Source organism: Kitasatospora sp. NPDC036934 (assembly GCF_055608425.1).
Genome location: NZ_JBVJQR010000008.1, coordinates 202,650 through 224,257 on the forward strand (window position 1 = coordinate 202,650; position 21,608 = coordinate 224,257).

Sequence of the window (21,608 nt, forward strand, 5' to 3'; positions counted from 1 at the left end):
CCCTGATCAGCGCGTGGCTACGGTGACAGCGCGCTGGCAGGCCGGGGTCCGGTGGTCGGCGTAGAGGCGGGTGTTGCCGTCCAGAGTCCCCCGATTCGCTCGGGTGCCTGGACGGCGCCCCGTACTTCGAAGGAGCCACCGATGACGGTGAAGCTCGCCCCGGTCGGCTACCGCAAGGATGGCCGCCCGATCTACCCGATCCGTGGTGGAGCGCCCACCCTGGAGGAACAGCGCACCGCGCTGCTGGCCCGCCTCGACGACACCAGCCTGACGACCGAGCAGGTCCAGGAGATCGTGACCGAGGCCCGAGGCCTCGCCGACGCCCTCCAGGCTGAATCCGACCGGGTCGCCGCCCGCGCCCAGCTGCTGCGTACCGCCCCGCCCGCACCGAAGCCCCCGGCTGACGGCGCCCCGCTCACCCCCGCCGAGGCCGCGACGTTCCGCTCCGTGGCCCAGCGCTTCACCGAGTCCCAGGCGCTGGCCGAGTTCCGCGCCCGCGACAAGCGGGGCCAGTTCCAGCTGGAGATGGCTGACGTCGACCCGAACCGGCTCCTCGGCCGCGCCGATGCCCCGGCCGGCACCATCACCAACCCGAGCTTTCCGCACCTGCCGCAGCTCGTCCCCGGGATCGTCCCCACCACCCCGGACCTGCCGCTGCTGGTGGCTGACCTCCTCGACCAGCAGAACGCGGACTACAACGTTCTGGAGTACATCCGCGACACCTCCGGCCCGGCCGGCGCCGGCTCCGCGTGGAACAAGGCCGCAGTCGTGCCCGAGGGCACGCAGAAGCCGATGTCGACCATGACGTTCGACACCATCACCACGACCCTCAAGACCTGCGCGCACTGGATGCCCATCACGAGGCAGGCTGCGGACGACAACGGCCAGCTCATGGGCTACATCCAGGGCCGACTGACCTACGGCTTGCGGTTCATGCGGGACCGGCAGCTGCTGACCGGCAACGGCGGCACGGAGATGCAGGGCATCCTCACCACGCCCGGCATCGGGACCTACCAGCAGCCGAAGCCGACCGCGCCGGCCACCGACGAGCCGCCGCTGGTGGACATCCGCCGGGCGAAGACCGTCGCGGAGATCGCAGGCTTCCCCCCGGACGGCGTGGTCGTGCACCCGCAGGACTGGGAGTCGATCGAGCTGGACCAGGCCCCCGGCAGCGGCGTGTTCCGGGTGATCGCCAACGTCGCCGGTGAAGCTGCCCAGCGCGTGTGGGGCCTCAACGTCGTCTCCACCGTGGCCATCGCGCAGGGAACCGCGCTGGTCGGCGGGTTCCGGCAGGGCGCCACCTTGTGGTCCCGCCAGGGCATCAGCGTCCTGATGACGGACAGCCACGCCGACTTCTTCACAGCGAATGTGCTGGTCATCCTCGCCGAGTTCCGCGCCAACCTGGCGGTCTACCAGCCCAAGGCGTTCGTGAAGGTGACGTTCGCCGCCGCCACGGTCTGACCCCGAGCCGGGCCGGGCGCCTCCACTCCCCGGGCGCCCGGCCCACCCCCTGCCGAACGGAGACCACCATGCCGCCCGCCAAACGCCCCGCTGACGCCCCGCCGACGCCCGTCACCGACGGCATCATCGGCATGGCCGGCGCCGTCCCCTCCACCGTCCGCCCCCAGCAGTACACCTCGCTCGTCGGCTGGGACACCGGCAGCATCGCCCCCGCCGACACCTACCAGGCCCTCGACAGCACCGGCCACCCGGACGGCCCGGTCGTCCACGACCACCCCGGCGGCCACGCCCAGCAGATCACCACCGCCGGGTGCACCGTCACCGCGTGGGCCCGCCAGGCCCTCGACGACGCAGAGTTCACACCCGCGGCCGAGGACTGAGCGTGTACTGCACGGTGGAGCAGGCGAGGGCCCAGGGCGCGACCGGCACCGATGCCGAGGTCACGGCCTGGATCCTCGCTGCCCAGGACGCCGTGGACCGGTTCACCCAACAGTGGTGGGAGCCGCGCGACACCGCCGTGGTCGCCGACCTGCAGCAGGACGGCCTCGTCCTGCTGCCGCGCCGGGTCCGGTCGGTCACCGGCATCCAGCCGTACCCGCTGCCCGTGGTGGCCCCGGAGGTCCAGCTGCAGCCGACCGCCTACGTCGTGCGCTCCACCGCGGTGACCGGGGACGTGGATGCGGTGCAGGTTGGGTTCGGCGGCTATGACGTGCTCGTGGCCGGCGCCGAGCCGTGGAACGGCGGGTGGTGGGGGCTGATGCGCTACTACAACGCCCAGCAGGTCAAGGTCACGGGCTCGTTCGGCTGGGATGCCCCACCGCCCATCGTGGCCCAGGCCACCGCGCTGGTCGCCGCTGCCCTGGAGGCCAAGGCCCGGCCGGGCGGCGACCCGGCGAACCAGGGCGGCCTCGATGTGGACGACGAGGGCAACAACGTCCGCGTCCAGCCGGCCCAGGACGAGGAGGGCAAGTACGTCGTCGGGTTCCGGCCGTCGACCGGCTCGGCCCAGGCCGACGTCATGCTCGCTCCCTACCTCAACGCCCGTCCGGCGCTGGCGGGTCTGTGATGGCCGGCCTCAACTACCGCGTCGACTCGACCGAGTTCCAGGGTGCCTTGCGGGCTGCGCTGGACCGCCTGTCCGGCGCAGCCCGGGAGGCGACCGAGGCCGCTGCGAACGACATGGTCACCATGGCCAAGGGCCTGTGCCCGGTCGACACCGGCAGGTTGCGGTCCAGCATCCAGGCCGTTCCGTCCGGCGGCCGGTTCCGCTTCTCGGTGACGATCGGTACGAACGTGACCTACGCGGCCGACGTCGAGTACGGGACGGCTCCGCACGTCATCGTGCCCAAGGACAAGAAGGCCTTGTTCTGGCCGGGCGCCGCGCACCCCGTGGCCCGGGTCAACCACCCCGGCACCCAGGCCCAGCCGTTCATGCGCCCGGCGATCGCCGCTGCGTCCACCTTCCTGCGGAACCACGCCAAAGGGATCCGCTGATGCCGCAGACGACCGCGGGCTCGTTCCGCGCCTACCTCGCCCCGCTCCTCGGCGGCGTACCGGTGTTCCGCGACGGGCCCCGCCCCGGGCAGGCCCTGCCATACGTCGTCGTGCAGGAGGGCACCAACTACCTGCCCCACCCCACGGCGAACGGCGACTACGGCGACCCCGCCCGGCAGATCACCATCCAGGAGATGGTGCAGGTCGACGTCGTCCAGCAGGCCCGCCAGCAGGCCGTAGGCACCGCGCCGGACGCCGAGAACTACCAGCTCGCCGACCGGGTCATGTGGCTGTGCTCCCAGCCGCTCGTACCCGGGCCCGGCTCGTCGCAGATCACCGCCGTGCAGTTCACGGCCGCACACCGCGAGCCGATCGCCGACAACGTCGTCCGCCACGTGATCACCGTCATGGTCACCCGCACCCTGCAGAAGGGCAGTTGATGAGCACCCCGACCGACCCCACCGACCCGGGCACCGGCACGCCCACCGACCCGCCGCCGGACAGCGGCACCGGGACCACCCCGCCACCGACTGGCCCCGTCTCCGAGCCCACCCCCGACGGGCAGACCTGGTACCCGCAGGCCCTGGTCGAGCAGCAGGGCTGGTGGCACCCGGCCGACCCTGCGCACATGGACCCGACATGGCCGGCCTGGCAGCTCCCGGCCTGGTACGCCGGCCGCACCGGGGCCGTCGCCATCCCCGGCACCCAGGGCATGCCCGGTACCTCCCAGTACGTGTGGGGCGGCTGGTTGCCGTGGCAGGCCGGATCGGAGCGCTACGCCGCGGCCGCCCAGTGGCCGGCCGCCGTCCAGCGGACCATCCACGACATGCAGGCCGCGCTCGGTCTGCTCCCGCCCGCCCCCTCGACGCCGCCGGCCGACCCGCCGCCGACCGACCCGGGCCCGGCAACACCGCCGATCACCCCGCCGACCCTTGGCCAGGAGCTGGCCGACACCGACCCCGAAGGGAGCATCTGATGCCCGGCCTGTCCCACGTCACGAAGATGTTCAGCATCGTCGACTGCAAGATCACTGCTCTCACGAGCGACCCGACCGGAGGTACCCCGGTCTACGCCTCCACCTCCGTGGACGTGCCCGGCATCAAGTCGCTGGCCGTCTCCGGCAACATGCAGTCCAAGACCCTCAGGGGCGACAACACGATCTTGGACACGGCGGCCTACATCGACGGCGTGACCGGCGCCGCTGAGCACGCCCTGCTGTCCCTGGACGCACTCGCCGTAATGCTCGGCGGCACCGTCACCGACAGCGGCGTCACCCCCGCACAGAAGTCCGTGTGGGACCTCACCAGCGCCTCGACGCCGAACTACTTCAAGATCGAGGGCGTGACCCCGCCGAACGGATCGTCGCTGATCGGCGGGGACGTCCACGTCGTCCTCCACAAGGTGCAGCTGAGCAAGTTCCCCGAGTTGGGGTTCGCCGGCGACGACTACAGGATCCCCAAGTTCGAGGTGTCCGCGGTGCCGCTCGCCTCGAACGGCCGGTGGCTGTCGATCACCTTCAACGAGACCGCCGTCGCGATCCCGTAGCCGGTCGAGAAGCACACCAACCACGCCACCCAGGGGAGTTCACCATGTCTGACCTCACAGCCGCCCAGGCCATCGCCCAGCCCATCGACATCACGCTCGCCGACGGCAGCACGGCCGGGCTGCGGTACAGCTTCCGCAGCCTGGCCCTGCTCGAACAGCGCTTCGGGTCCGTTACCGGCATCCAGGCCGCCATCGACCAGAGTGGCGACGGTGCCGCGTTCGGGCCGCTGATGGACCTGATCGGCGCCGGGCTCGTCGGCAAGCGCGGCGGGTTCATCCCGCTCGTCCGCCACCGAGTCGACGCCGCCGGCGCCCGCACCGTCGAGGAGATCGTCTACAAGCGGTCGTCCGACGGCAGCGACCTCGGCGACCTCCTTGCCCCGCAGTTCATCCGCGAGTACGCCGCCGCGATGCAGACCTCCCTCGTCGAGGCGTTCGGCACCGGCAGCTCGGGAAACGCCGACGCCCCGGCCCCGACCACATCGCCTGGGCTGACCTGATCTACCTGGGCACCGTCCCGCTCCGCCGTACCACCGCTGAGTTCTGGGACATGTCCCCGGTCCTGTTGCACGCCCTGATCGACCGGCACCGCATCGCCACCGGCGCCGCCGACCAAGACGCCGAACCCGACGAAGACGGTCCGGGCATGTTCGCCACCCGCGAGGGCCTGATGGCCCTCTCCCAGATGCCGATTGGAGGCTGACCCCTGATGGCCGGAGAGCGGATCGACCTGCCGCGGCTGGTCACCGGCCTGGACATCGACCTGTCCGGCATCGCCGGGGCCGAGGCCGAGGCGACCCGCGAGGGGACCGCGGTCGGCAACCGGCTCGGCGCGTCCATGGGCGAGTCGGCCCGGGCCCGGCTGCAACAGGCGTTCCGCACGATCCCCGACATCGACCTGCACGCGGACCTGTCCGATGCAGAGCGCGAGGTGCAGGAGCTGCGCGCGCGGATGGTCGAGATCTGGCAGCGGCCCGTCGATGTCGAGGTCGACACCGCCGCGGCCCGGGCGGAGATCGAGGAGATCGAGGCCGCGTTCCGCAGGCTCGCCGCCGAGCGTCCGGACATCCGGTTCGACCTGCACACGGACGCGATCCTCGCCGAGCTGGAGAGCATCGCCGGCGCGGTCCGCCACATCGACGAGATGCGGGCGCGGGTCGAGGTCGACGTCGACGCCGGGCGGGCCGTAGCCGAGCTGGAGGCAGTGCACGAGGTCGCCGAGCACGTCGGGGAGAGCGACGGCCCCGAGAGGGCCGGGCGGAGCCTGGACCGACTGGCCACCTCGGCCGGCGGGGCGGTCCGGCCGTTGGCGTCGATCGCCTCGACGGGGGCGACGGTCGGCGCAGTGCTCGGCTCCGCTGTCCCGGTGGTGGCCGGGTTGTCGGCTGCGCTGGTGGCGATGGCGCCGGCCGCCGGGCTGGCGGCGACCGCCCTGCTGTCGGTGGGCTCGGCGGTGGGGGCTCTCAAGATCGGCACCAGCGGGATCGGTGCGGCGGTCCAGGCAGCGTGGGCGCCGGCGGCGGGCGGCGCGGCGGCGGCGGCAGGGGCTGCCCAGCAGGCCGCGCACGCCCAGCGGGCGGTGCAGGATGCGATGCAGCAGGCCGCGGACGCCAACGAGCAGGCCGCGCGCCGCGTGCAGGACGCTCAGCGATCGGTGGGCGACGCCACCAAGGCCGCCGCGGACGCGCAGGTGCAGGCCGCCCGCTCGGTCGCCCAGGCGGAACGGAATCTCGCCGACGCCCAGAAAGCGAGCCTCGCGGCCCAGCAGGCGCTGACCGACGCCCGCCGGCAGGCGTCCATGGACCTGGAGGACCTGAACAACCGGTTGACCGACTCCGGGCTCGACCAGCGTGAGAACACGCTGCGGGTGCAGGAGGCCCAGGAGTCCCTCAACAAGACGTTGGCGGACCCGACGGCCACCGAACGGCAGAAGGAACAGGCCCTGCTGGCGCTCGACCAGGCAACCCAGCGGCTGCACGAGCAGGGCATCGCGTACACCCGGCTGCAGGCCCAGGTCGAGGCCGCGAACGCGGCCGGGGTCGAGGGCAGCCAGAAGGTGGTGGCTGCGCAGGCCAAGGTCGAGGACGCCACCCGCACGGTCGGCGACAAGGCCCAGGCCGCCGCGGACGCGCAGGTGCAGGCCGCCGACCGTATCGCCGCCGCCGACCGCGGACTCGCCGACCGCAAGCGGGCGTTGATGGACGCTGAGGTCGAGCAGGCGAGGACCGCCGAGAAGGGCCTGCGGGCGGTCTCCGACGCCCAGGAGGCCCTCAACCAGAAGAGCGGAGGCGCGGCCGGCGGGGTCGACAAGCTCGGCGAGGCCCTCGCGCACCTGGCGCCGGCGGCGCGCGCGTTCGTCGAGGAGCTGATCGCCCTCAAGCCCCGGTTGGACGGCCTGCGCCTGGAGGTGCAGCAGGCTCTGTTCGCGGGGCTGGCGGACAGCCTGCGGAGCACGGCCGAACAGGTGCTGCCGGTGCTGCAGGACAGGCTCAGTAGCGCGGGCAGCGCCCTGAACTTGATGGCCAAGGGCGCGCTGGACACCGCCGGGACGATGGCCCGCACCGGAGTGCTGGGGCAGGCCCTCGACTCCGCGACTCGCGGCCTGTCCGACATGCACGAGCTGCCGGCCACGATCGTGCAGGGCCTCGTCCAGGTCGGCGCCGCCGCGGGCCCTAGCTTCGAGCGGCTGTCGTCGGCCGGCGCTGCGGCCCTGGACCGGCTCAAGCAGCGGATGAACGAGTCGTTTGCCAGCGGCGGGATGCAGCAGGCGATCGAGCAGGCCGTCGACCTGGTCGGGCAGATGGGCCACGTCTTGGGCAACGTCGGCGGGATCGTCGGCAGCGTGTTCGGAGCGGCACAGCAGTCCGGCGCCGGGTTCGTCTCAACGTTGGAGAAGGTCACCGCGGCGGCGGCTGGCGCGTTCTCCACCCCGGCCGTGCAGGAGGGGCTGAAGTCTCTGTTCGAGACCATGAGTCAACTCGCCTCTGTGGCAGCCCCGTTGCTCGGTCAGGCCCTGCAGATCCTGGGCCCGGTGATCGCCGCGCTGGCCCCCGGGGTGCAGGCCCTGCTGGCCGCGCTCGGCCCTGCCCTTCAGCAGGTGCTCGCCGCCAGCGGCCCGGTGCTGATCGCCGCCGCCCAGGCCTTGTCCGAGCTGGCCAAGGCCGGCGCCCCCTTGCTGCCGCTGATCGGTCAGCTGGTTAGTGCGGCACTGCCGTTCTTGACTCCGCTGCTGGCCGGGGTGTCGGTGATCTGTCAGCAGCTGGCCCCGGTGATCGCCGCCGTGGCCCAGGTGCTCGGCGACACCCTTTCGCCTGTTCTGGGTGTTTTGCCCGAGTTGATCGGGCCGTTCGTCGCGCTGGTGACGACGCTGACAGGCGTCGTGCTGCCGATCCTGGCCCAGCTGATCCAGGAGCTGCCGCTGCCACTGCTCGCCCAGTGCTTCGTGCAGGTCGTCACTGCCTTGGCGCCGCTGCTGACCCAACTGGCCGCGCTGGCGGGGCAGTTGCTGAACGCGCTGATGCCGATCATCCAGCCGATCATCCAGCTGATCGTCCGCCTCGCGGCCGTGTTCACGGGCGAGCTGGGCCAGGCGATCACTGCGATCCTCGTCCCGGCGCTCCGGCTGGTCACCAGCCTGCTGCGTGGCGACCTGTCCGGCGCGGTCGAGGCCGGCAAGCAGCTGCTGTCCGGGCTGGCGTCGGCCGTGGTCAAGGTCTTCTGGGACCTGCCGCAGCAGCTCGGCGAGGCCTTCGCCCGGCTCGCGAACTCCCTGCTCGACGTCGGAAAGAAGATCATCTCCAGCCTGATCGACGGCCTCAAGTCGGGGTTCAACCGAGTGAAGGACACCCTGTCCGGGCTGACTGACCTGCTGCCCGACTGGAAGGGCCCGGCGGAGAGAGACAAGACGATCCTCGCCCCCGCTGGCGGACTCATCATCGACGGCCTGATGACCGGCATCGGCGCCCGCGTGCCCCGGCTGCGCGACCAACTCCAGGGCATCACTGCCGAGATCGCCGGTGCGCTGACCGGCGACAGCCTCGCGCTGGCTGGCTCCCCGGGCGCGCTGACCGGCGCGTACGCGGGCGGGGCCCGGCCGGTGATGCAGCAGAACACGATCAACATGTACGGATCGCAGGCCACCGCCCAGGACGTCAGCCGTGAGCTGTCCTGGCAGGCCGGACTGGGGGTGCGGTAGTGGCCGCTGTCGGACGCGTCACCTGGAACGGCCTCACGATGGGGCCCGGCACCGCCTACGCCATCAGCGATCTGCCGGACCTGGACGACATGCCGGAGGTGCGGGCGTACGACGTCGACCGCACCGGCGCGCACGGCACTTGGACGGGCCCGGACTACGTCGGCGCGCGGGTGATCACAATGGGCATCACCCTGCGGGGGCAGGACCCGGACGACCTCGGCCGGCTGACGACCGCGCTCAAGCGCGCGTTCCAGCCCGGCCCGGCGCCGCTGCAGCTGCAGTTCCTGGACCGCGGGCTGATGGTCTGGGCGAAGGTCCGTCGGCGGCGGGTGCCGTACGACGCGGGCGCGCTGCTGCGGACCTCGGTGGCGCAGGTGCAGTTCTACTGTGCCGACCCGAGGCTGTACTCCCTCGCCCAGTACACCGGCGGCCCCGTGCTGGCCTACGCCCCGGCATCCGGCCGTTCCTACCCGCGCACCTACCCGTGGCTGTACGGCACGGGCGGCGCGGGCGGCTCGGTGACGTGCGTCAACAACGGCGCCTCCGAGACCTACCCGGTGCTGCGGATCGACGGCCCATGCGTCCGGCCATCGGTGCAGCTGTCCGAGACCGGCGCCGTCCTCCAGCTCAACAGCACGCTGAACCCGGGCGACTACGTCCTGATCAACACGTCGAACCGGGCCGTCCTCGCGAACGGCAGCACGCCGCGTCGGGACTGGGTGATCGCTGGATCGGACTGGCCGATCATGCCGCCCGGCAGCTCGACGTTCGTCTACCGCAGCGACCCGTACGGCGATGGCACCCAGCCCACCTACCTGACCGTCACGTGGCGTGACGCCACCCTGTAAGGAGAGATTCCCATGGCGATCATCACGCCCCCGGCCTGGCTCCAGGCCGGCACCTACTCCGCCCGCACCGACCGTCTCGCGGTGATGACCGGCCTGCTCGGCTACCACGGGTCCAGTGCGGACGAGGCTTCGCTGCGGACCCGCGGTGGCGTGCGCCCGAGCTACCAGCAGCAGCAGCTGGCGGTGTCCGCCCAGGCGACGCCGAACATGACCGTCCAGGTCAGCGCGGGCATCGCGTACGTGCAGAACCGGGACTTGGCGAACTACGGCGCGTACACCGTAGTGAACGACGCCACCGTGAACCTCACCATCGCGGCATCGTCCGGCAGCCAGTACCGCAAGGACAGCGTGTGTGTGCAGGTGCTGGACGCCGAGACGCTGGGCACCATCAACTCCGCCTCCCTGGTGGTGGTGCAGGGCCCGTACGCGGCCTCGGCCGGCGCCACGACGCGCGGCACGATCCCGCCGAACAGCGTCATCCTCGCGGACATCGCGGTCGACGCCGGAGTCGCCAGCATCACCTCGGCGAAGGTGACCGACGCCCGGCAGTTCCAGGTTGCGGCCGGCGGGGTGTTGCCCGTGGTCTCCACCGCGGTGCCCGACCACCCCGCCCCCGGGCAGGTGATGTACCTGACCGACACCAGCATCCTGCGGTACGGCCGGTCCGACGGCAGCACCCGGCAGGTCATGACCGACGAGCAGATCACCGCCGGCGCCTGGAACACCTACACCCCGGCGTGGACCGGGGTGACGATGGGCGCGAGCGTCTCCAGCGGCCGGTGGTGCCGCATCGGCCGCCGGATCACCGCCCAGGCGACCCTCGTGTGGGGCACCAGCTCGACCATGTCCGGCGGCGTGACGTTCAGCCTGCCGGTGCCCGCCGCTGGCGCGGGGCAGAGCGCTCACAGTTCGGGGTGGTGGGACGACCCCGGCATCGCGTACCGGCCGGTGGCTGTCATCACGTTCTCGAACAGCCCCACTACGGCCAGCATCTTCGGGTACACGAACACCCAGCAGTTGGCGAACCCGACCAACGTCTACGGGTGGGCATCCTCGGCCGCCGTTCACGCGCAGATCGAGTACGAGGCGGCCAGCTGATGACCACGCCCACCGGCGCCCCGGTCCACCGGTACACCTATCTGTTCTGTGATTTGGTGACGGACCGGGTGTTGGCCGAGCTGCCCGTCATCGGCGCCGAGTACAGCACGGAGTTGAACGGCGTCGGCACGTTCAAGGGCACCGTGCCGCTGGCCGACGAGATCGCGCAGCTCGGCCCGATGGACGCCACCATCCCGCGCCGTACTGCCCTGTACATCGACCGTGACGGCGTGATCGTGTGGGCCGGGATCATCTGGACCAGGCGCCCGCTGACCTCTGCGAACGGCATCATCTGGGGGATGGAGTTGGGGGGCGCCGAGTTCGCGTCGTACTGGCAGAAGCGGTTCGTGAACAGGCTCCTCAGCACGGACTACAGCCTGCTGGTCGCCAACGGCGCAGACACCCGGTACGTCCCGGACGGCCAGCGCATGTACGACGACCAGGCCTGGATCGTCTGGTCGCTGCTGCGGTACGCCGAGGCCGACCCGAGCAACGCGGGCACCATCCACGTCGACACCAACCCGCTGGTCAACCCCACCGGGGTGACCCGCACCCGCACGTACGACCCGGCCCAGCAGCGGACCGACATCCTCACCCTGATCCGCCAACTCGCTGCCGTCGACGGAGGGTTCGACTGGGGGATCCAGGCCGGCTGGAACAGCGACGGCAGCCGGTACCGGCGGTGGGCCGTCTGGTCCCCACGCCGCGGCCGGACCGCCGCCGCCACCGGGTACCTCTTCCAGTACGGGCCGGGCGGCAACATCGTCGCCCCGGACTGGCCGGAGGACGGCATGCAGTACGCCAACCGCTGCTGGGCCCGCGGGTCGGGTGCCGGCCAGGACGTGGTGACCGGCGTCGCCGAGGCCCCGGACCAGTGGGGCGCCGGCGTTCCGCTGATGGAGTCCGTGGAGACGTTCGACGGAGTGACCCAGCAGAACACCATCCAGGCCCACGCGCAGGCCTCGCTGAACGCCCGGTCGCAGGCCACGACGGCGCCGACGTTCACGGTGGACGCCGACTCCGACCCCGTCCTCGGCTCCTACACCGTGGGCGACAGTGCGCTGTTCGCGATCGACCCGGGGACGTACTACCCAGCCGGTGTGGTGCAGGAGCTGAGGATCCTCAGCATCAAGGTGAGTGTGACCGGCGGCCCCGAAAAGGTCGCCCTGACCTGCGGAGCGTGACGGCATGCCCGAGTACCTGCGGCAGCAGACCCTGGAGGACCGGGTGGCGGAGCTGGAGCGGCGCATCGCCGAGTTGATCCGCACCAACCAAGTCGGCTCCACCACCTTGACCAACGGGACGCTGAGGGTCCGGCAGGGCGGCGCCATCATCGTCATGTCCGCTCAGGACCCCACCCGGGAGGTCATCCGCATCGGCGATATCCGGATGCCCGACTCCAACGGAACCCCGCAGATGGGCATCCAGATGCGCCGGGACACCCCGGGGAACGAGCTGCTGTTCGCCCAGCAGGACGCCAGCTCCTGGAGCCACCCCGGGTTCGGGTCGCAAGGCCTGGCCATCTACGACCGGGCCGGTAGTTTCGTCATCAGCGCGGACACGACTAGCGGCAAGGGCGTCTCGTACCCCTGGAGGCCGGTGGGGTTCGGCGGCTCTGGCTACTACGCGAGCCCGCGCACCCCGAACGCCTCATGGCAGGAGCTGCTGGTCGCGCAGGTGCCCTGCGACAGCCCGCGTCTGGCCCTGACCGTCGGTCTGGTCGGGGACCAGGTGAGCGGGCAGAACACGGGCGGGGACTACCGGGTGGTCGTGGCGAGCACCACCACCGTGGCCTCGGGCCAGGTGCCGGCCAACTTCAACTACGTGTATCCGCAGGTCACGGTCGATCTGACCCCCTGGTACGCGCCCGGCACGTGGGTGCGGGTCGCGGTGCAGGTGCAGCGGACGTCGGGTGCGACGACCGGGGGTGTGGACGGTAACGGGGGCACGATCCGGGCGGAGATGGTCGGCGCGTACCTGCTGGGCGCGTAGGGGCTGTTGGTAGCCAGGGTGCCCCTGTGGGTGATCTCCCTACGCTCCGGAGGAGTTGGGCCCCTGTGTGCCGTTCCCGGGGGCATCTCCGCCTACCCAGGAGGCATCCATGCGTGACGAGTTTGTCGCCCTGCTCATGAGTCAGGAGGGCTACCACGAGGGCCGTGATTCCGACGGCACGTGGAACAACATCCAGAAGTTCAGCCCCGCGACGCCCGGCCTGGAGTGGTCACAGGGCCAGGCGTGGTGCGCAACGTTCACCGCATGGGGCGCCACCCAGTCCGGCATGAGCGACCGCTGGCCGATCACCGCGTCGTGCGCGGACGCCGTGAACTGGTGGCAGCAGCACAGCCGATGGACCGAGTACCCGGTGCTGGGCGGCCCGTTCTACTTGGGCAGCCATGGGCAGGACCACGTCGGCGTGGTCACCGGCTACGACGACCAGTGGATCTTCACCATCGAGGGGAACACCAACGACAACGGGTCCGCCCAGGGCGACGGCGTGTACGCCCGCCAGCGCCCGCGTCGCGGCCCCGGCAGCCCGTACGGCTACGGCGCCCCGGACTACCCCGAGGGAACGATCAGCGCGGACCCGGCGCTCGGCGGCAACCCGACCGCCCAGGTCGGCACCCCGCAGACTCCGACCCAGCCCACCCCGGTCCCGGTCCCGGCCCGGTACCAGACCACGATCAACGGCCTGATGTACGGCTACGGAGCCCAGGGCGACCAGGTGACTGAGGTCGGCCGGGCGCTGGTCGCGGCTGGCTACGGCGCCCACTACCAGCAGGGCCCGGGCCCGGACTGGACGGACGCGGACACCGAGAACTACGCCGACTTCCAGCGGAGCCTTGGCTACAGCGGCAGCGACGCGGACGGCGTGCCCGGCCCGGACTCGCTGCAGCGGCTGCTCGGGTCGCTGCCCGGCGCACGGGCGCTGTCGCTCGCGCACCTGATCGCCGCCGCTCAGACCGATCCGGGCGCCGAGCAGGGCCACCAGACCTACGGACCCGAGGTGCAGATCGTCGAGCAGGCGCTGGCGGACGAGGGCCTGCTGGACCCGAGCTGGGTGGACGGCTCGTTCGGCACCCGCACCGTCAGCGCCTACTCGGCGTGGCAGCGCCGTTGCGGCTACTCCGGGTCGGACGCGGACGGCATCCCCGGCCGCGAATCGCTCCAGCGCCTCGGCGCCGTCCACGACTTCACCGTAACCGCCTAGGAGGACTGATCATGGCGAATGGACCGATCGAGACCAAGGTCAAGGCCGCCGCGGCCGCTACCTACCTGGGGTCGACCGCTCTGCTGGAGGTGCTCACCACGTTGCAGGACCAGCCCAGCCTCCTCGGTGGGCTGCCGGGGTGGCTGGCGCCGTGGCTCCTGGCGCTGCTGCCGACCGCTGTCACCGGGGTGGCGGCGTACCAGGCCCGGCACACCCCGCGCGCGGACGCGGACGCGGCTCGGGCTGCTGACCTCCCGCAGATCCGGGACGGTCAGTGAGCGTCGAAACCCTGGTCGCCTGGTCGGCGGTGGGCTCTGCAGCGGCGGCTGCGCTGGCGTGGGTGGGACGCTGGGCTCGACGTCTCACGCGCACGATGGAGACGTTCACCGAGGACTGGCAGGGCACTCCGGCGCGCCCGGGTGTTCCGGCGCGCCCGGGGGTGATGGAGCGTCTGGATCGGATCGAGCACGAGTTGCATCCGAACAGCGGGTCGTCGCTGCGGGACGCGGTGAACCGGATCGAGGATGCGGTGCGGCCGCAAGACTGAGAGCATCCGCACGTACGCCCCCGCTCAGCTCCGGCCGAGCGGGGGCGTTGTCGTGGGTGGGGTCAGCCCTGCGGCGGGTACTGGCCGTCGAACCCCTTGTACTTCGTGACGGTCTTGCGGCCTCGGCGCGCCATCAAGAACACGGGGATCCACAGGCCGGCGGTGCAGAACATCATGACGATGTGGCCGGTGAGGGCGAACGGGCCCATTGGGCGCCTGCTGACGATCTTGGGCACGGGTCCTCCAGTGGCCGGTGGGTCACGAACCTACCGGTCCGCCTCTGTGGGGCCGTCCCGCTGTGACTGACCTGTGACCAAGCTCCGAGCCCGTTGATTCGGTGATTCCTGCCGCGCTCCTGGACTGGCAGGGCCATCCTGGTACCCCACCCAGCGGAGAGGGAGAGCGCCATGCAGCTCAGGTTCCTCGGTAGCACCAGCGAGCACGGTGACTGCCCGACTTTGTACGAGACCGATACGGGCGACATCGTGGTCCAGGGGGACCAGCTCACTGACCCCGAGGCGATCGCCCAGCTAAAGCACGTCAAGCCGGGTGAGACCTGGGTGGTCATCCCCCGGGAGTTGCTGACCCGGTTTGCCCCGAAGGAGTAGACGGTGCCCGAGATCGTCCCGTTCGCCGAGGCCGGCCACCTATTCACCACCTTCAAGCACACCGCGTTCAGGCTGGAGACCCGCCGCGGCTACGCCTCCGACCGAGCCGGGGCCCGCTACCGCGCCTATCTCGCTGGTCAGATGCCGGAGTACGAGCCCGACGTCGCGTGGAACGTCAACGTGCGGACGGCCGTCGCGGCGGGCCGCCGGTTCGAGCGGGTCCGGATCGTCGACAACCCGATCACCGACGGTCAGCGCTTCCTGCTCGCGTCCGGTCTGGGCAACGTCCAGGCCGGAGAGGACATCCGCAACATCTGGCGCGCGGACGCGGACCGGCTCGACCTGCCGAACTTCGACTTCTGGCTCTTCGACAGCACGACCCTCGCCAGGTTTCACTTCGACGAGGAAGACCGCACCCTCGGCGTCGAACTGATCTCCGACCCGGCGGAGGTGCTGGCCGGATGCCAAGCGCGTGATGCTGCCTGGCACTACGCAGTGCCCACCCACCGGTTCGCCGCGGCGGTAGCGTCCGGCGTGTGAGCACCGATTTCCAGAAGGGCCGGATCGCCCTTGGCGTGCGGCTGCGCGAGCTGCGCGCCGAGGCGAACCTGTCCGGGCGCGCGTTGGCGTCGAGTCTTGGCTGGGTGCAGTCGAAGGTGTCGAAGATCGAGACCGGCCGCCAGACACCGAGCCCAGGCGACCTATCCGCGTGGGCAACTGCTGCTGGCCGCCCGGAGGTCACGGCGGAGCTGCAGGCTCGCCTCCGGGGCCTGGAGACGCAGTACCGTTCGTGGCGTCGGCAGCTGGCCGGTGGCCACCGCGAGCGCCAGGAAGCAGCAGTCCTGGAGACACGCCGGACCTCGCGGATCGATGCGTTCGAGGCGGCGCGGATTCCGGGACTCCTGCAGACCGCGGAGTATGCGCGGCACATGCTGCTCGCCAGCGCTGAGTTCATCGAGTCGCCGCGGGACACCGAGGAGGCTGTCCGCTCCCGGATACGGCGCCAAGAGGCGCTCTACGAGTCCGGCAGGCGTTTCCGCTTCCTGCTCTGGGAAGCGGCGCTTCACGTTGCTGTCGGGCCGCCAACGGTGATGGTTGCCCAGCTTGATCGGCTTGTCGGGCTGCTCGGCCTGGACACGGTTGAGATCAGCATCATTCCTCTCGGGGCATCTCTTCGTCGGACGCCTGCTCACGGTTTCTGGATCTACGACGACCGGCTCGTCATCGTCGAGACGATCAACGCGGAACTCTGGCTCGACGATGGTCCCGACATCGCGCTCTACCGGCGCGCCTGGGACTGGCTGGCCGAGAGCGCCGTCTCGGGGTATCAGGCCCATCGGCTGATCGGCCGAGCCCGGGCGATGCTCAACCCCGGCTGAGCATCAGCAAGAACGGTTCTTGGCTGCCGGAGAATCATCGAGCATCAGCGGTCGATCCGAGAATCGCCGACCCCTACCGTCGTGCCATGGCAGACCACTTGGTGGCCCTGCTGCCGGGCGGCTATCCCTCGGCGGCCGGGCTCTCGGACGACCAGCTACACGCACGCCAGTGCTGCACGTGCGGCGGCTCGGGCACCTCCAACGCCCCGCTCTGTTCTGCCGGGCACGTCTACACGTCGACCGGCGAGACGACGGCGCCGCTCGGCTGGCCCGTGGTGGCCCACCCCGCGTGCCTGGAGGGCGAGTCGTGACGGCCGTCGTGAGCTGGCCGCCACCGCCGGACAGCATCGTGATCACGCTCGATGTCCGCGCCGCTGGCCGGTACGTCAGCGCGGAGTGTCAGCTCGGCGCCCATCACGGGTGCCCGGGCGGCCTCCGCGATGAGGCCCGCGTCGCCGTCCTGACCTGCCTCTGCCTTGCCACCGGCTGCGCGTGCGGCCGACATCTATCGGGAGGTACCGCGTGAGTACTGCCGATCTCGTGAACATCGTCCCGCGCGGGCGCCTGCGGTCGCCCCGCCGGGACACCCAGCACCACGCCGACGCGGCGACGGCCCGCATGCGGTTGGACGAGCACCGCAGCAACGGCGGCCTGTGCGTGCGCTGCAGTGCCCTGTGGCCCTGTGCCGTCGCGACGGACGCACTGAGCCAACCGTTCCATGACGCTGTAGGAGACGAGGCATGAACCTCGATGGCACTCTGACGGTTGCGGTGGACGGCCACCTGGAGCGGGTCACCCGGCCCGTGCTGGAGGCCTTGGACACGTTGTGGCGGGTGGTGGGCTCGCTTCCGATGGACGAGCGTCAGCGTCGCGCGATGGAGTGCCTGTTCGGCTCCGGCCGCACGGCCGACCTCGAGCGCTGGATGGGCGATGACGCGGTCACGGATGTGCCGATCGCTCTCTCCGACGGCCGTATGGCCATCGTTCGGGTGAGTCACGGTGACGGGCTGACCCACGCCCAGCGAGTCGCCAGCCGGTACACCGTCGAGGAGCTGCCGACCACCCGCCCAGGTCAGCAACGGTGGGGAATCCGGGATTCCGACACCGGCTGGCTGGTGCATGCCGGTACCGCTGCCCGGCCACTCGAGTTCTCGGTTCGGGACATCGCCGATGCCTGGATCCGTGCGCGGGTGAACCTCGCCGGGTACCGGCAGTTGCCCGGGGTGGCCCGGTGAGTGTCGTCGACGGGGCCCCGGTCGAGGCCGATGAGTCGACGGAGTGGGGTGTCTGCCCGGTCTGCGGGCGCTACGTCGAGGGCCGATTCCTTGAGGACCTCACCCAGTACATGTCGGTGGTCGAGCACTGCCCGCCCCTGGACGCCCAGGGGACCGAACCGAGGAGAAGTGTATGAGTGACCCGGACGACGCGTTCTTCGAACAGCTGCAGAATCTGGCGGAGGCTACCCGAGATGGGCGGGGCGCGGGCTCTGACGCGGCGTATGACGACGCGTGCGGGCGGGCGGGCGAGGCCGTGGATCGGCTCAGGGAGATGGACGCCGGATAGTCGTACCGGGCACGCGGGGTGGCCAGTCGCGTCACGATGGTGACCCCCCATCAGCACGAGGAGGACGCCATGAGCGGCACCGTACCCCCGAACGCCCAGGGCCGGTGGCGCGGCCAGCGCGGCCGTGGATCCCGCAGCCCCAACCGGGTGCCGACGCACCCCACCCTGCCCCCGCCGGACCAGATTCCGGCGGACGAGGAACACGAGGAGGACGCCATGCAGGACGACGGACAGCGCAAGCCGTCCGGCAACCCCGGCGGGCTGGGTCACCCGCCGCCGCCGGCGCCGGGGCCGTCCAGCCCGCCGCCGCCGACACCACCGCCTACCGAGTAGCACCGACTCCTGGCCGGCCGTACGGCGGTGCGGTCGGCCAGGCCCTACTCGTCTCGGACCAGCCGCCACACGGGCACGCCGATGGCCCGGGCGATCGCCCCGAGCTGATCAAGCGTCACAGGCACCGCGCCATTCTCGATCCTGCCAACCGTGCGCCGGTCGATCCTCGCGTGCTCGCCGAGGCGCTCCTGGGTAAGGCCGGCGCGCCGACGGAGGGAGAGGATGCGCGCTCCCACGTCGCGCCGGAGGCGGATCTGCTGGTCGTCGGGCTCGTACGGGGCTGGCACCTCTCGACGCTGACGGCACCATGATCAAAAGTCTGTACCAGTATGCCGCCATTTATCGCGCATTCGTTCGATAGGATCGACCCACTGCAGCCCGGGGGGACCGGACTGGGAGTACCTCGCATGATCAACCGCCCACCAGGCTGGAGCCTGGGCCGCCCCTTCGACCTCGGCGAGGCCGCACGCGACATCATCGCCGCGGCCCAGATCCTCGCCGCCCACGGCCGCCATCCCACCGGGACGTCCGAGCAAGCCGCCGAGGTGCAGCGTGCGAACGCCGCGATCAATGCGATCACGCGACGGGTCGAGCGGCACTCTGCTTGCCGAGGCTAGCCCTCGAACGACCCGCCGTCCGCGCGCCGCTCCCACCACATCGCGAGCTGAAAGATCGATGTCACGCCGGCGGCGTCCTTGATCTGCGCGATCTGGTGCGTCACCGTACGGTGGCTGACGTCCAGCTCCCGGGCGATCTGGCGCTGATCCTGACCGGTCGCCAGGAGCTGGCAAATGGAGATCTGCAGGTCCGTCAGCGCCCGCTCGCCTTCACGTGGCTCCTTGCCGGTCCATGGGGCCGCGCGGCGCCAGTCCCGATCGAACTGATCTGCGACGTAGCCAGCGGCAGCGATGTCCTCAACAAAGACCGCCTGCAGTTGGTCCGCCCGCGCCGTGGGGTCGTCGATCACCGCCCAGTGCCGGTCGACGACGATCGCTCGCGCGAATCCGCCGTCGAGCGTACGGACGTGGCCGCCAGCCTCGGTCATCTGCGCGGTCCAGGTCGCAGTGGTCTCGTCGGCTCGCGCGGTGGCCCGGTAGAGGGTGCGCATGGAGACCCCGCGACGGATGGCGTCCAGGTCACGGTGGCGGGAGATGTCGAGTCGGGCCCGCGGGCGCGGCCCGTGCGGTTGGGATGTCAGCAGCTCCTGCGTGGCTTCCGCGATGATCTCGCTGACCCGGGCGTTGATCGCCTGCGTGCCCTCCAGGTACTCGACGGCGCCGACCCGGGGGCGCTCGGTGCTGCGGTAGGAGATGGAGAGGTCACGCAGCGCGTCCGGGAGTGCCTCGGCCGCGCTGATCGCGTCCCGGGCGGCTCGGTACAGCTCGGCCTGGCGCCGCGCGGCGGCGAGGGTCGGGTTCAGGACGAGATAGCGGTCGGCGGGCTGGTCAGGGTGCGGCGTGATGAGCCCGAAGGCCAGCAGCTCGGTCAGCTCTGGTGCGACCGGGTCGGGGGCGATTCCGCCGGCGATGGAGAGCAGGACATACAGCTCGCGGGCGCCGGCGCTGATGTCGCTGTCGAGCGCGTACCCCGAGACGACGTTGCTGCTCACCTTCGTCAACTCCTGCTATTTGTCGCAGATGTAATAAGTAGCAGCATAGAAGGCTTGATTGAGCGTTGTACAGGCGTCAGGCTGGTCGCATACCACTCATCACCTCGGCGGCGCCGCACCTGCCGCTGACAGGAGGTACGCATGAAGCGCACGGTCATCGGAGCCGCGGCCGCAGGCCTGGTGGTCGCCGCCGCCCTGGGTATCGGCGCCACCAGTTCGACGCTGGCGGACTCGACCTGGGGCCGGTCGGTGCAGTCTACGCAGGCCGACTCGACGTGGGGCCTCACCGCGCCGGACCCGACCCCGACGCCGACGCCGGAGATCACGCTGGCGGACTCCACCTGGGGCTAGGCGTCGAATCCTGACGGGCGCCAGGCGGCCTGCCTGGCGCCCGTCGCAGCTTCCGCCTCTATCGGGGGGTGGAGGTGGCGGGGGAGACGGGATCCGTCGCCACAGTCCGTCGGGGTCGGGTCGAGAAGGGCGCCCCCAAGTCGCACTGCGACCCGACCCCGGCACTACTCCATGATCCACTGGGAGTGAATGGGAGATGATCTTGGAGAGCATCTGCCAGACCCTGCTAGCTATTGCTAGATCCTGCCATGTCTGATTTGCCGTATGTGCAGGTCAGGGGTGCTGACCTTGGCGAACCTCAGGCCCTGGGCTGCTGCTGGGTGATGCAGTGGATGCCGCCGCCGTTGGCGAAGATCTCGCGGGCGTCGACGAGTTCGACGGTGCGGCCGGGGTAGGCCTTGGCGAGGATGTCGGCGGCTTCCTGGTCGCGCGGGTCGTCGAAGGCGCACAGGACGACGGCGCCGTTGGCCACGTAGTGGTTGATGTAGGAGTAGTCGACGGGCTCGCCGTCCTCGTCGAGCAGGACGGTGGGGGCGGGCAGTTCGATGACGTCGAGCTGCCGGCCGCGGGCGTCGGTGGCGGCGCGCAGGATGGTGACGAGCTCCTGGCAGACGGCGTGGTCGGGGTGGGCCGGGTCGGGCTGGACGTGGGCGACGACGACGCCGGGGCGGACGAAGGAGGCGACGATGTCGATGTGGCCGCGGGTGCCGAACTCGTCGTAGTCGCGGGTGAGTCCGCGGGGCAGCCAGATGGCCTTGGTGGTGCCGAGGTGGGCGTGCAGTTCCGCTTCGACGTCCTCCTTGGTCCAGTCGGCGTTGCGGCCCTCGCCGAGCTGGACGGTCTCGGTGACCAGGACGGTGCCCTCGCCGTCGACGTGGATGCCGCCGCCCTCGTTGATCAGCCGGGAGGCGAAGCGCTGGACGCCGGTCAGTTCGCTGATGTGCTCGGCGATGTGCTGGTCCTTGTCCCAGCGGGCCCAGGACTGGGCGCCCCAGCCGTTGAAGACCCAGTCGGCGGCGGCGAGCGAGCCGTTGCCGTCGATCAGGAAGGACGGGCCGATGTCGCGCATCCAGGCGTCGTCCAGGGGGCGTTCGACGATCTCGACGGCCTCGGTGACGTACCTGCGGGCGTCGGCGGTCTCTCCGGTGTTGACGACCAGCGTGACCGGCTCGTACCGGACGATGGTGTTGGCGACGGCGGCCCAGGCCTGGCGCCCGGCGTGCAGGCTCTCGGGGGTGTCGAAGGTGGGGTTGGCGGTGGGGAAGGCCATCCAGGTGCGGTCGTGGGGGTGCCACTCGGCGGGCATCCGGTAGCCGAGGGCGGCGGGCGTGGGGGTGGTCATCATCGGATCCTTGGAGGAGACGGGGAG

Annotated in this window: 31 protein-coding genes; 27 read left to right on the forward strand and 4 right to left on the reverse strand. The window is 71.1% G+C overall.

The window, feature by feature from the left end:
* Positions 1-141: 141 nt before the first annotated feature.
* From ACZ7BZ_RS14710 to ACZ7BZ_RS14790, 17 genes are all read left to right on the forward strand, one after another.
* The gene (locus ACZ7BZ_RS14710) at positions 142-1,461 is read left to right on the forward strand and encodes a phage major capsid protein (RefSeq protein ID WP_470358631.1); all 1,320 of its coding nucleotides are present in this window, start codon (positions 142-144) and stop codon (positions 1,459-1,461) included.
* Between the two features lie 68 nt (positions 1,462-1,529).
* Positions 1,530-1,841 carry a hypothetical protein gene (locus tag ACZ7BZ_RS14715; RefSeq protein ID WP_470358632.1) on the forward strand — a complete coding sequence of 104 codons (312 nt, stop codon included), beginning with the start codon at positions 1,530-1,532 and terminating at the stop codon, positions 1,839-1,841.
* A gap of 2 nt (positions 1,842-1,843) precedes the next feature.
* A complete protein-coding gene (locus tag ACZ7BZ_RS14720; protein WP_470358633.1) occupies positions 1,844-2,527 on the forward strand; it encodes a hypothetical protein in 684 nt (227 codons plus the stop codon).
* Complete coding sequence (locus ACZ7BZ_RS14725) at positions 2,527-2,955, forward strand: HK97 gp10 family phage protein (protein WP_470358634.1); 429 nt, start codon at positions 2,527-2,529, stop codon at positions 2,953-2,955. The genes ACZ7BZ_RS14720 and ACZ7BZ_RS14725 overlap by 1 nt, the downstream gene beginning before the upstream one ends.
* Positions 2,955-3,395 (forward strand): hypothetical protein, encoded by a 441-nt coding sequence (locus tag ACZ7BZ_RS14730; protein ID WP_470358635.1) that lies wholly within the window; start codon positions 2,955-2,957, stop codon positions 3,393-3,395. The genes ACZ7BZ_RS14725 and ACZ7BZ_RS14730 overlap by 1 nt, the downstream gene beginning before the upstream one ends.
* A complete protein-coding gene (locus ACZ7BZ_RS14735) occupies positions 3,395-3,931 on the forward strand; it encodes a hypothetical protein (RefSeq protein ID WP_470358636.1) in 537 nt (178 codons plus the stop codon). The genes ACZ7BZ_RS14730 and ACZ7BZ_RS14735 overlap by 1 nt, the downstream gene beginning before the upstream one ends.
* A complete protein-coding gene (locus ACZ7BZ_RS14740; protein ID WP_470358637.1) occupies positions 3,931-4,500 on the forward strand; it encodes a major tail protein in 570 nt (189 codons plus the stop codon). Before ACZ7BZ_RS14735 ends, ACZ7BZ_RS14740 begins: the two co-directional genes overlap by 1 nt.
* Before the next feature lie 44 nt (positions 4,501-4,544).
* Entirely contained in the window at positions 4,545-5,000 is a 456-nt protein-coding gene (locus ACZ7BZ_RS14745; protein ID WP_470358638.1) for a hypothetical protein, read from the forward strand.
* A 50-nt stretch (positions 5,001-5,050) separates the two neighbouring features.
* Positions 5,051-5,203 (forward strand): hypothetical protein, encoded by a 153-nt coding sequence (locus ACZ7BZ_RS14750; RefSeq protein ID WP_470358639.1) that lies wholly within the window; start codon positions 5,051-5,053, stop codon positions 5,201-5,203.
* A 6-nt stretch (positions 5,204-5,209) separates the two neighbouring features.
* Positions 5,210-8,695 (forward strand): phage tail protein, encoded by a 3,486-nt coding sequence (locus ACZ7BZ_RS14755; protein WP_470358640.1) that lies wholly within the window; start codon positions 5,210-5,212, stop codon positions 8,693-8,695.
* Positions 8,695-9,543 carry a phage distal tail protein gene (locus tag ACZ7BZ_RS14760; protein WP_470358641.1) on the forward strand — a complete coding sequence of 283 codons (849 nt, stop codon included), beginning with the start codon at positions 8,695-8,697 and terminating at the stop codon, positions 9,541-9,543. The genes ACZ7BZ_RS14755 and ACZ7BZ_RS14760 overlap by 1 nt, the downstream gene beginning before the upstream one ends.
* A 12-nt stretch (positions 9,544-9,555) precedes the next feature.
* Positions 9,556-10,641: a hypothetical protein gene (locus tag ACZ7BZ_RS14765; RefSeq protein WP_470358642.1), complete on the forward strand. Its 1,086-nt coding sequence runs from the start codon at positions 9,556-9,558 to the stop codon at positions 10,639-10,641.
* Positions 10,641-11,825: a hypothetical protein gene (locus tag ACZ7BZ_RS14770; protein WP_470358643.1), complete on the forward strand. Its 1,185-nt coding sequence runs from the start codon at positions 10,641-10,643 to the stop codon at positions 11,823-11,825. The genes ACZ7BZ_RS14765 and ACZ7BZ_RS14770 overlap by 1 nt, the downstream gene beginning before the upstream one ends.
* 4 nt (positions 11,826-11,829) lie before the next feature.
* Positions 11,830-12,633 (forward strand): hypothetical protein, encoded by an 804-nt coding sequence (locus tag ACZ7BZ_RS14775; RefSeq protein WP_470358644.1) that lies wholly within the window; start codon positions 11,830-11,832, stop codon positions 12,631-12,633.
* A gap of 109 nt (positions 12,634-12,742) precedes the next feature.
* Positions 12,743-13,849 carry a peptidoglycan-binding protein gene (locus ACZ7BZ_RS14780; RefSeq protein WP_470358645.1) on the forward strand — a complete coding sequence of 369 codons (1,107 nt, stop codon included), beginning with the start codon at positions 12,743-12,745 and terminating at the stop codon, positions 13,847-13,849.
* 11 nt (positions 13,850-13,860) lie between these two features.
* Positions 13,861-14,127 (forward strand): holin, encoded by a 267-nt coding sequence (locus ACZ7BZ_RS14785; RefSeq protein ID WP_470358646.1) that lies wholly within the window; start codon positions 13,861-13,863, stop codon positions 14,125-14,127.
* Entirely contained in the window at positions 14,124-14,396 is a 273-nt protein-coding gene (locus ACZ7BZ_RS14790; protein WP_470358647.1) for a hypothetical protein, read from the forward strand. The genes ACZ7BZ_RS14785 and ACZ7BZ_RS14790 overlap by 4 nt, the downstream gene beginning before the upstream one ends.
* A gap of 62 nt (positions 14,397-14,458) precedes the next feature.
* Here the strand turns inward: ACZ7BZ_RS14790 and ACZ7BZ_RS14795 are convergent, their stop codons facing one another.
* Entirely contained in the window at positions 14,459-14,632 is a 174-nt protein-coding gene (locus tag ACZ7BZ_RS14795) for a hypothetical protein (RefSeq protein ID WP_470358648.1), read from the reverse strand.
* A gap of 171 nt (positions 14,633-14,803) precedes the next feature.
* Here ACZ7BZ_RS14795 and ACZ7BZ_RS14800 point away from each other — a divergent pair, with 171 nt between their 5' ends.
* From ACZ7BZ_RS14800 to ACZ7BZ_RS14835, 8 genes are all read left to right on the forward strand, one after another.
* Positions 14,804-15,004, forward strand: coding sequence for a hypothetical protein (locus ACZ7BZ_RS14800; protein ID WP_470358649.1), 201 nt, complete (start codon positions 14,804-14,806; stop codon positions 15,002-15,004).
* Between the two features lie 3 nt (positions 15,005-15,007).
* Complete coding sequence (locus ACZ7BZ_RS14805) at positions 15,008-15,544, forward strand: DUF6879 family protein (RefSeq protein ID WP_470358650.1); 537 nt, start codon at positions 15,008-15,010, stop codon at positions 15,542-15,544.
* The gene (locus ACZ7BZ_RS14810; protein ID WP_470358651.1) at positions 15,541-16,383 is read left to right on the forward strand and encodes a helix-turn-helix domain-containing protein; all 843 of its coding nucleotides are present in this window, start codon (positions 15,541-15,543) and stop codon (positions 16,381-16,383) included. Before ACZ7BZ_RS14805 ends, ACZ7BZ_RS14810 begins: the two co-directional genes overlap by 4 nt.
* Positions 16,384-16,469: 86 nt before the next feature.
* The gene (locus ACZ7BZ_RS14815) at positions 16,470-16,694 is read left to right on the forward strand and encodes a hypothetical protein (protein ID WP_470358652.1); all 225 of its coding nucleotides are present in this window, start codon (positions 16,470-16,472) and stop codon (positions 16,692-16,694) included.
* Positions 16,695-16,905: 211 nt separating this feature from the next.
* On the forward strand, positions 16,906-17,127 hold the full coding sequence (locus ACZ7BZ_RS14820; RefSeq protein ID WP_470358653.1) for a hypothetical protein: 222 nt from the start codon (positions 16,906-16,908) through the stop codon (positions 17,125-17,127).
* Positions 17,124-17,618 (forward strand): hypothetical protein, encoded by a 495-nt coding sequence (locus tag ACZ7BZ_RS14825; protein ID WP_470358654.1) that lies wholly within the window; start codon positions 17,124-17,126, stop codon positions 17,616-17,618. The genes ACZ7BZ_RS14820 and ACZ7BZ_RS14825 overlap by 4 nt, the downstream gene beginning before the upstream one ends.
* Positions 17,619-17,790: 172 nt before the next feature.
* Positions 17,791-17,946: a hypothetical protein gene (locus ACZ7BZ_RS14830; protein ID WP_470358655.1), complete on the forward strand. Its 156-nt coding sequence runs from the start codon at positions 17,791-17,793 to the stop codon at positions 17,944-17,946.
* A gap of 69 nt (positions 17,947-18,015) precedes the next feature.
* Positions 18,016-18,279: a hypothetical protein gene (locus tag ACZ7BZ_RS14835; RefSeq protein ID WP_470358656.1), complete on the forward strand. Its 264-nt coding sequence runs from the start codon at positions 18,016-18,018 to the stop codon at positions 18,277-18,279.
* Between the two features lie 44 nt (positions 18,280-18,323).
* Here the strand turns inward: ACZ7BZ_RS14835 and ACZ7BZ_RS14840 are convergent, their stop codons facing one another.
* Positions 18,324-18,566, reverse strand: coding sequence for a helix-turn-helix domain-containing protein (locus ACZ7BZ_RS14840; protein ID WP_470358657.1), 243 nt, complete (start codon positions 18,564-18,566; stop codon positions 18,324-18,326).
* A 120-nt stretch (positions 18,567-18,686) separates the two neighbouring features.
* Between ACZ7BZ_RS14840 and ACZ7BZ_RS14845 the strand changes: the two genes are divergently transcribed.
* Entirely contained in the window at positions 18,687-18,896 is a 210-nt protein-coding gene (locus tag ACZ7BZ_RS14845; RefSeq protein ID WP_470358658.1) for a hypothetical protein, read from the forward strand.
* Here the strand turns inward: ACZ7BZ_RS14845 and ACZ7BZ_RS14850 are convergent.
* Complete coding sequence (locus tag ACZ7BZ_RS14850; RefSeq protein WP_470358659.1) at positions 18,893-19,888, reverse strand: LuxR C-terminal-related transcriptional regulator; 996 nt, start codon at positions 19,886-19,888, stop codon at positions 18,893-18,895. The two genes, ACZ7BZ_RS14845 and ACZ7BZ_RS14850, sit on opposite strands and share 4 nt — an antisense overlap.
* A gap of 141 nt (positions 19,889-20,029) precedes the next feature.
* Between ACZ7BZ_RS14850 and ACZ7BZ_RS14855 the strand changes: the two genes are divergently transcribed.
* A complete protein-coding gene (locus ACZ7BZ_RS14855) occupies positions 20,030-20,239 on the forward strand; it encodes a hypothetical protein (RefSeq protein ID WP_470358660.1) in 210 nt (69 codons plus the stop codon).
* 298 nt (positions 20,240-20,537) lie between these two features.
* On the opposite strand, the gene ACZ7BZ_RS14860 is transcribed toward ACZ7BZ_RS14855, so the two are convergent.
* Positions 20,538-21,584: an agmatine deiminase family protein gene (locus tag ACZ7BZ_RS14860; RefSeq protein WP_470358661.1), complete on the reverse strand. Its 1,047-nt coding sequence runs from the start codon at positions 21,582-21,584 to the stop codon at positions 20,538-20,540.
* Positions 21,585-21,608: the final 24 nt, after the last annotated feature.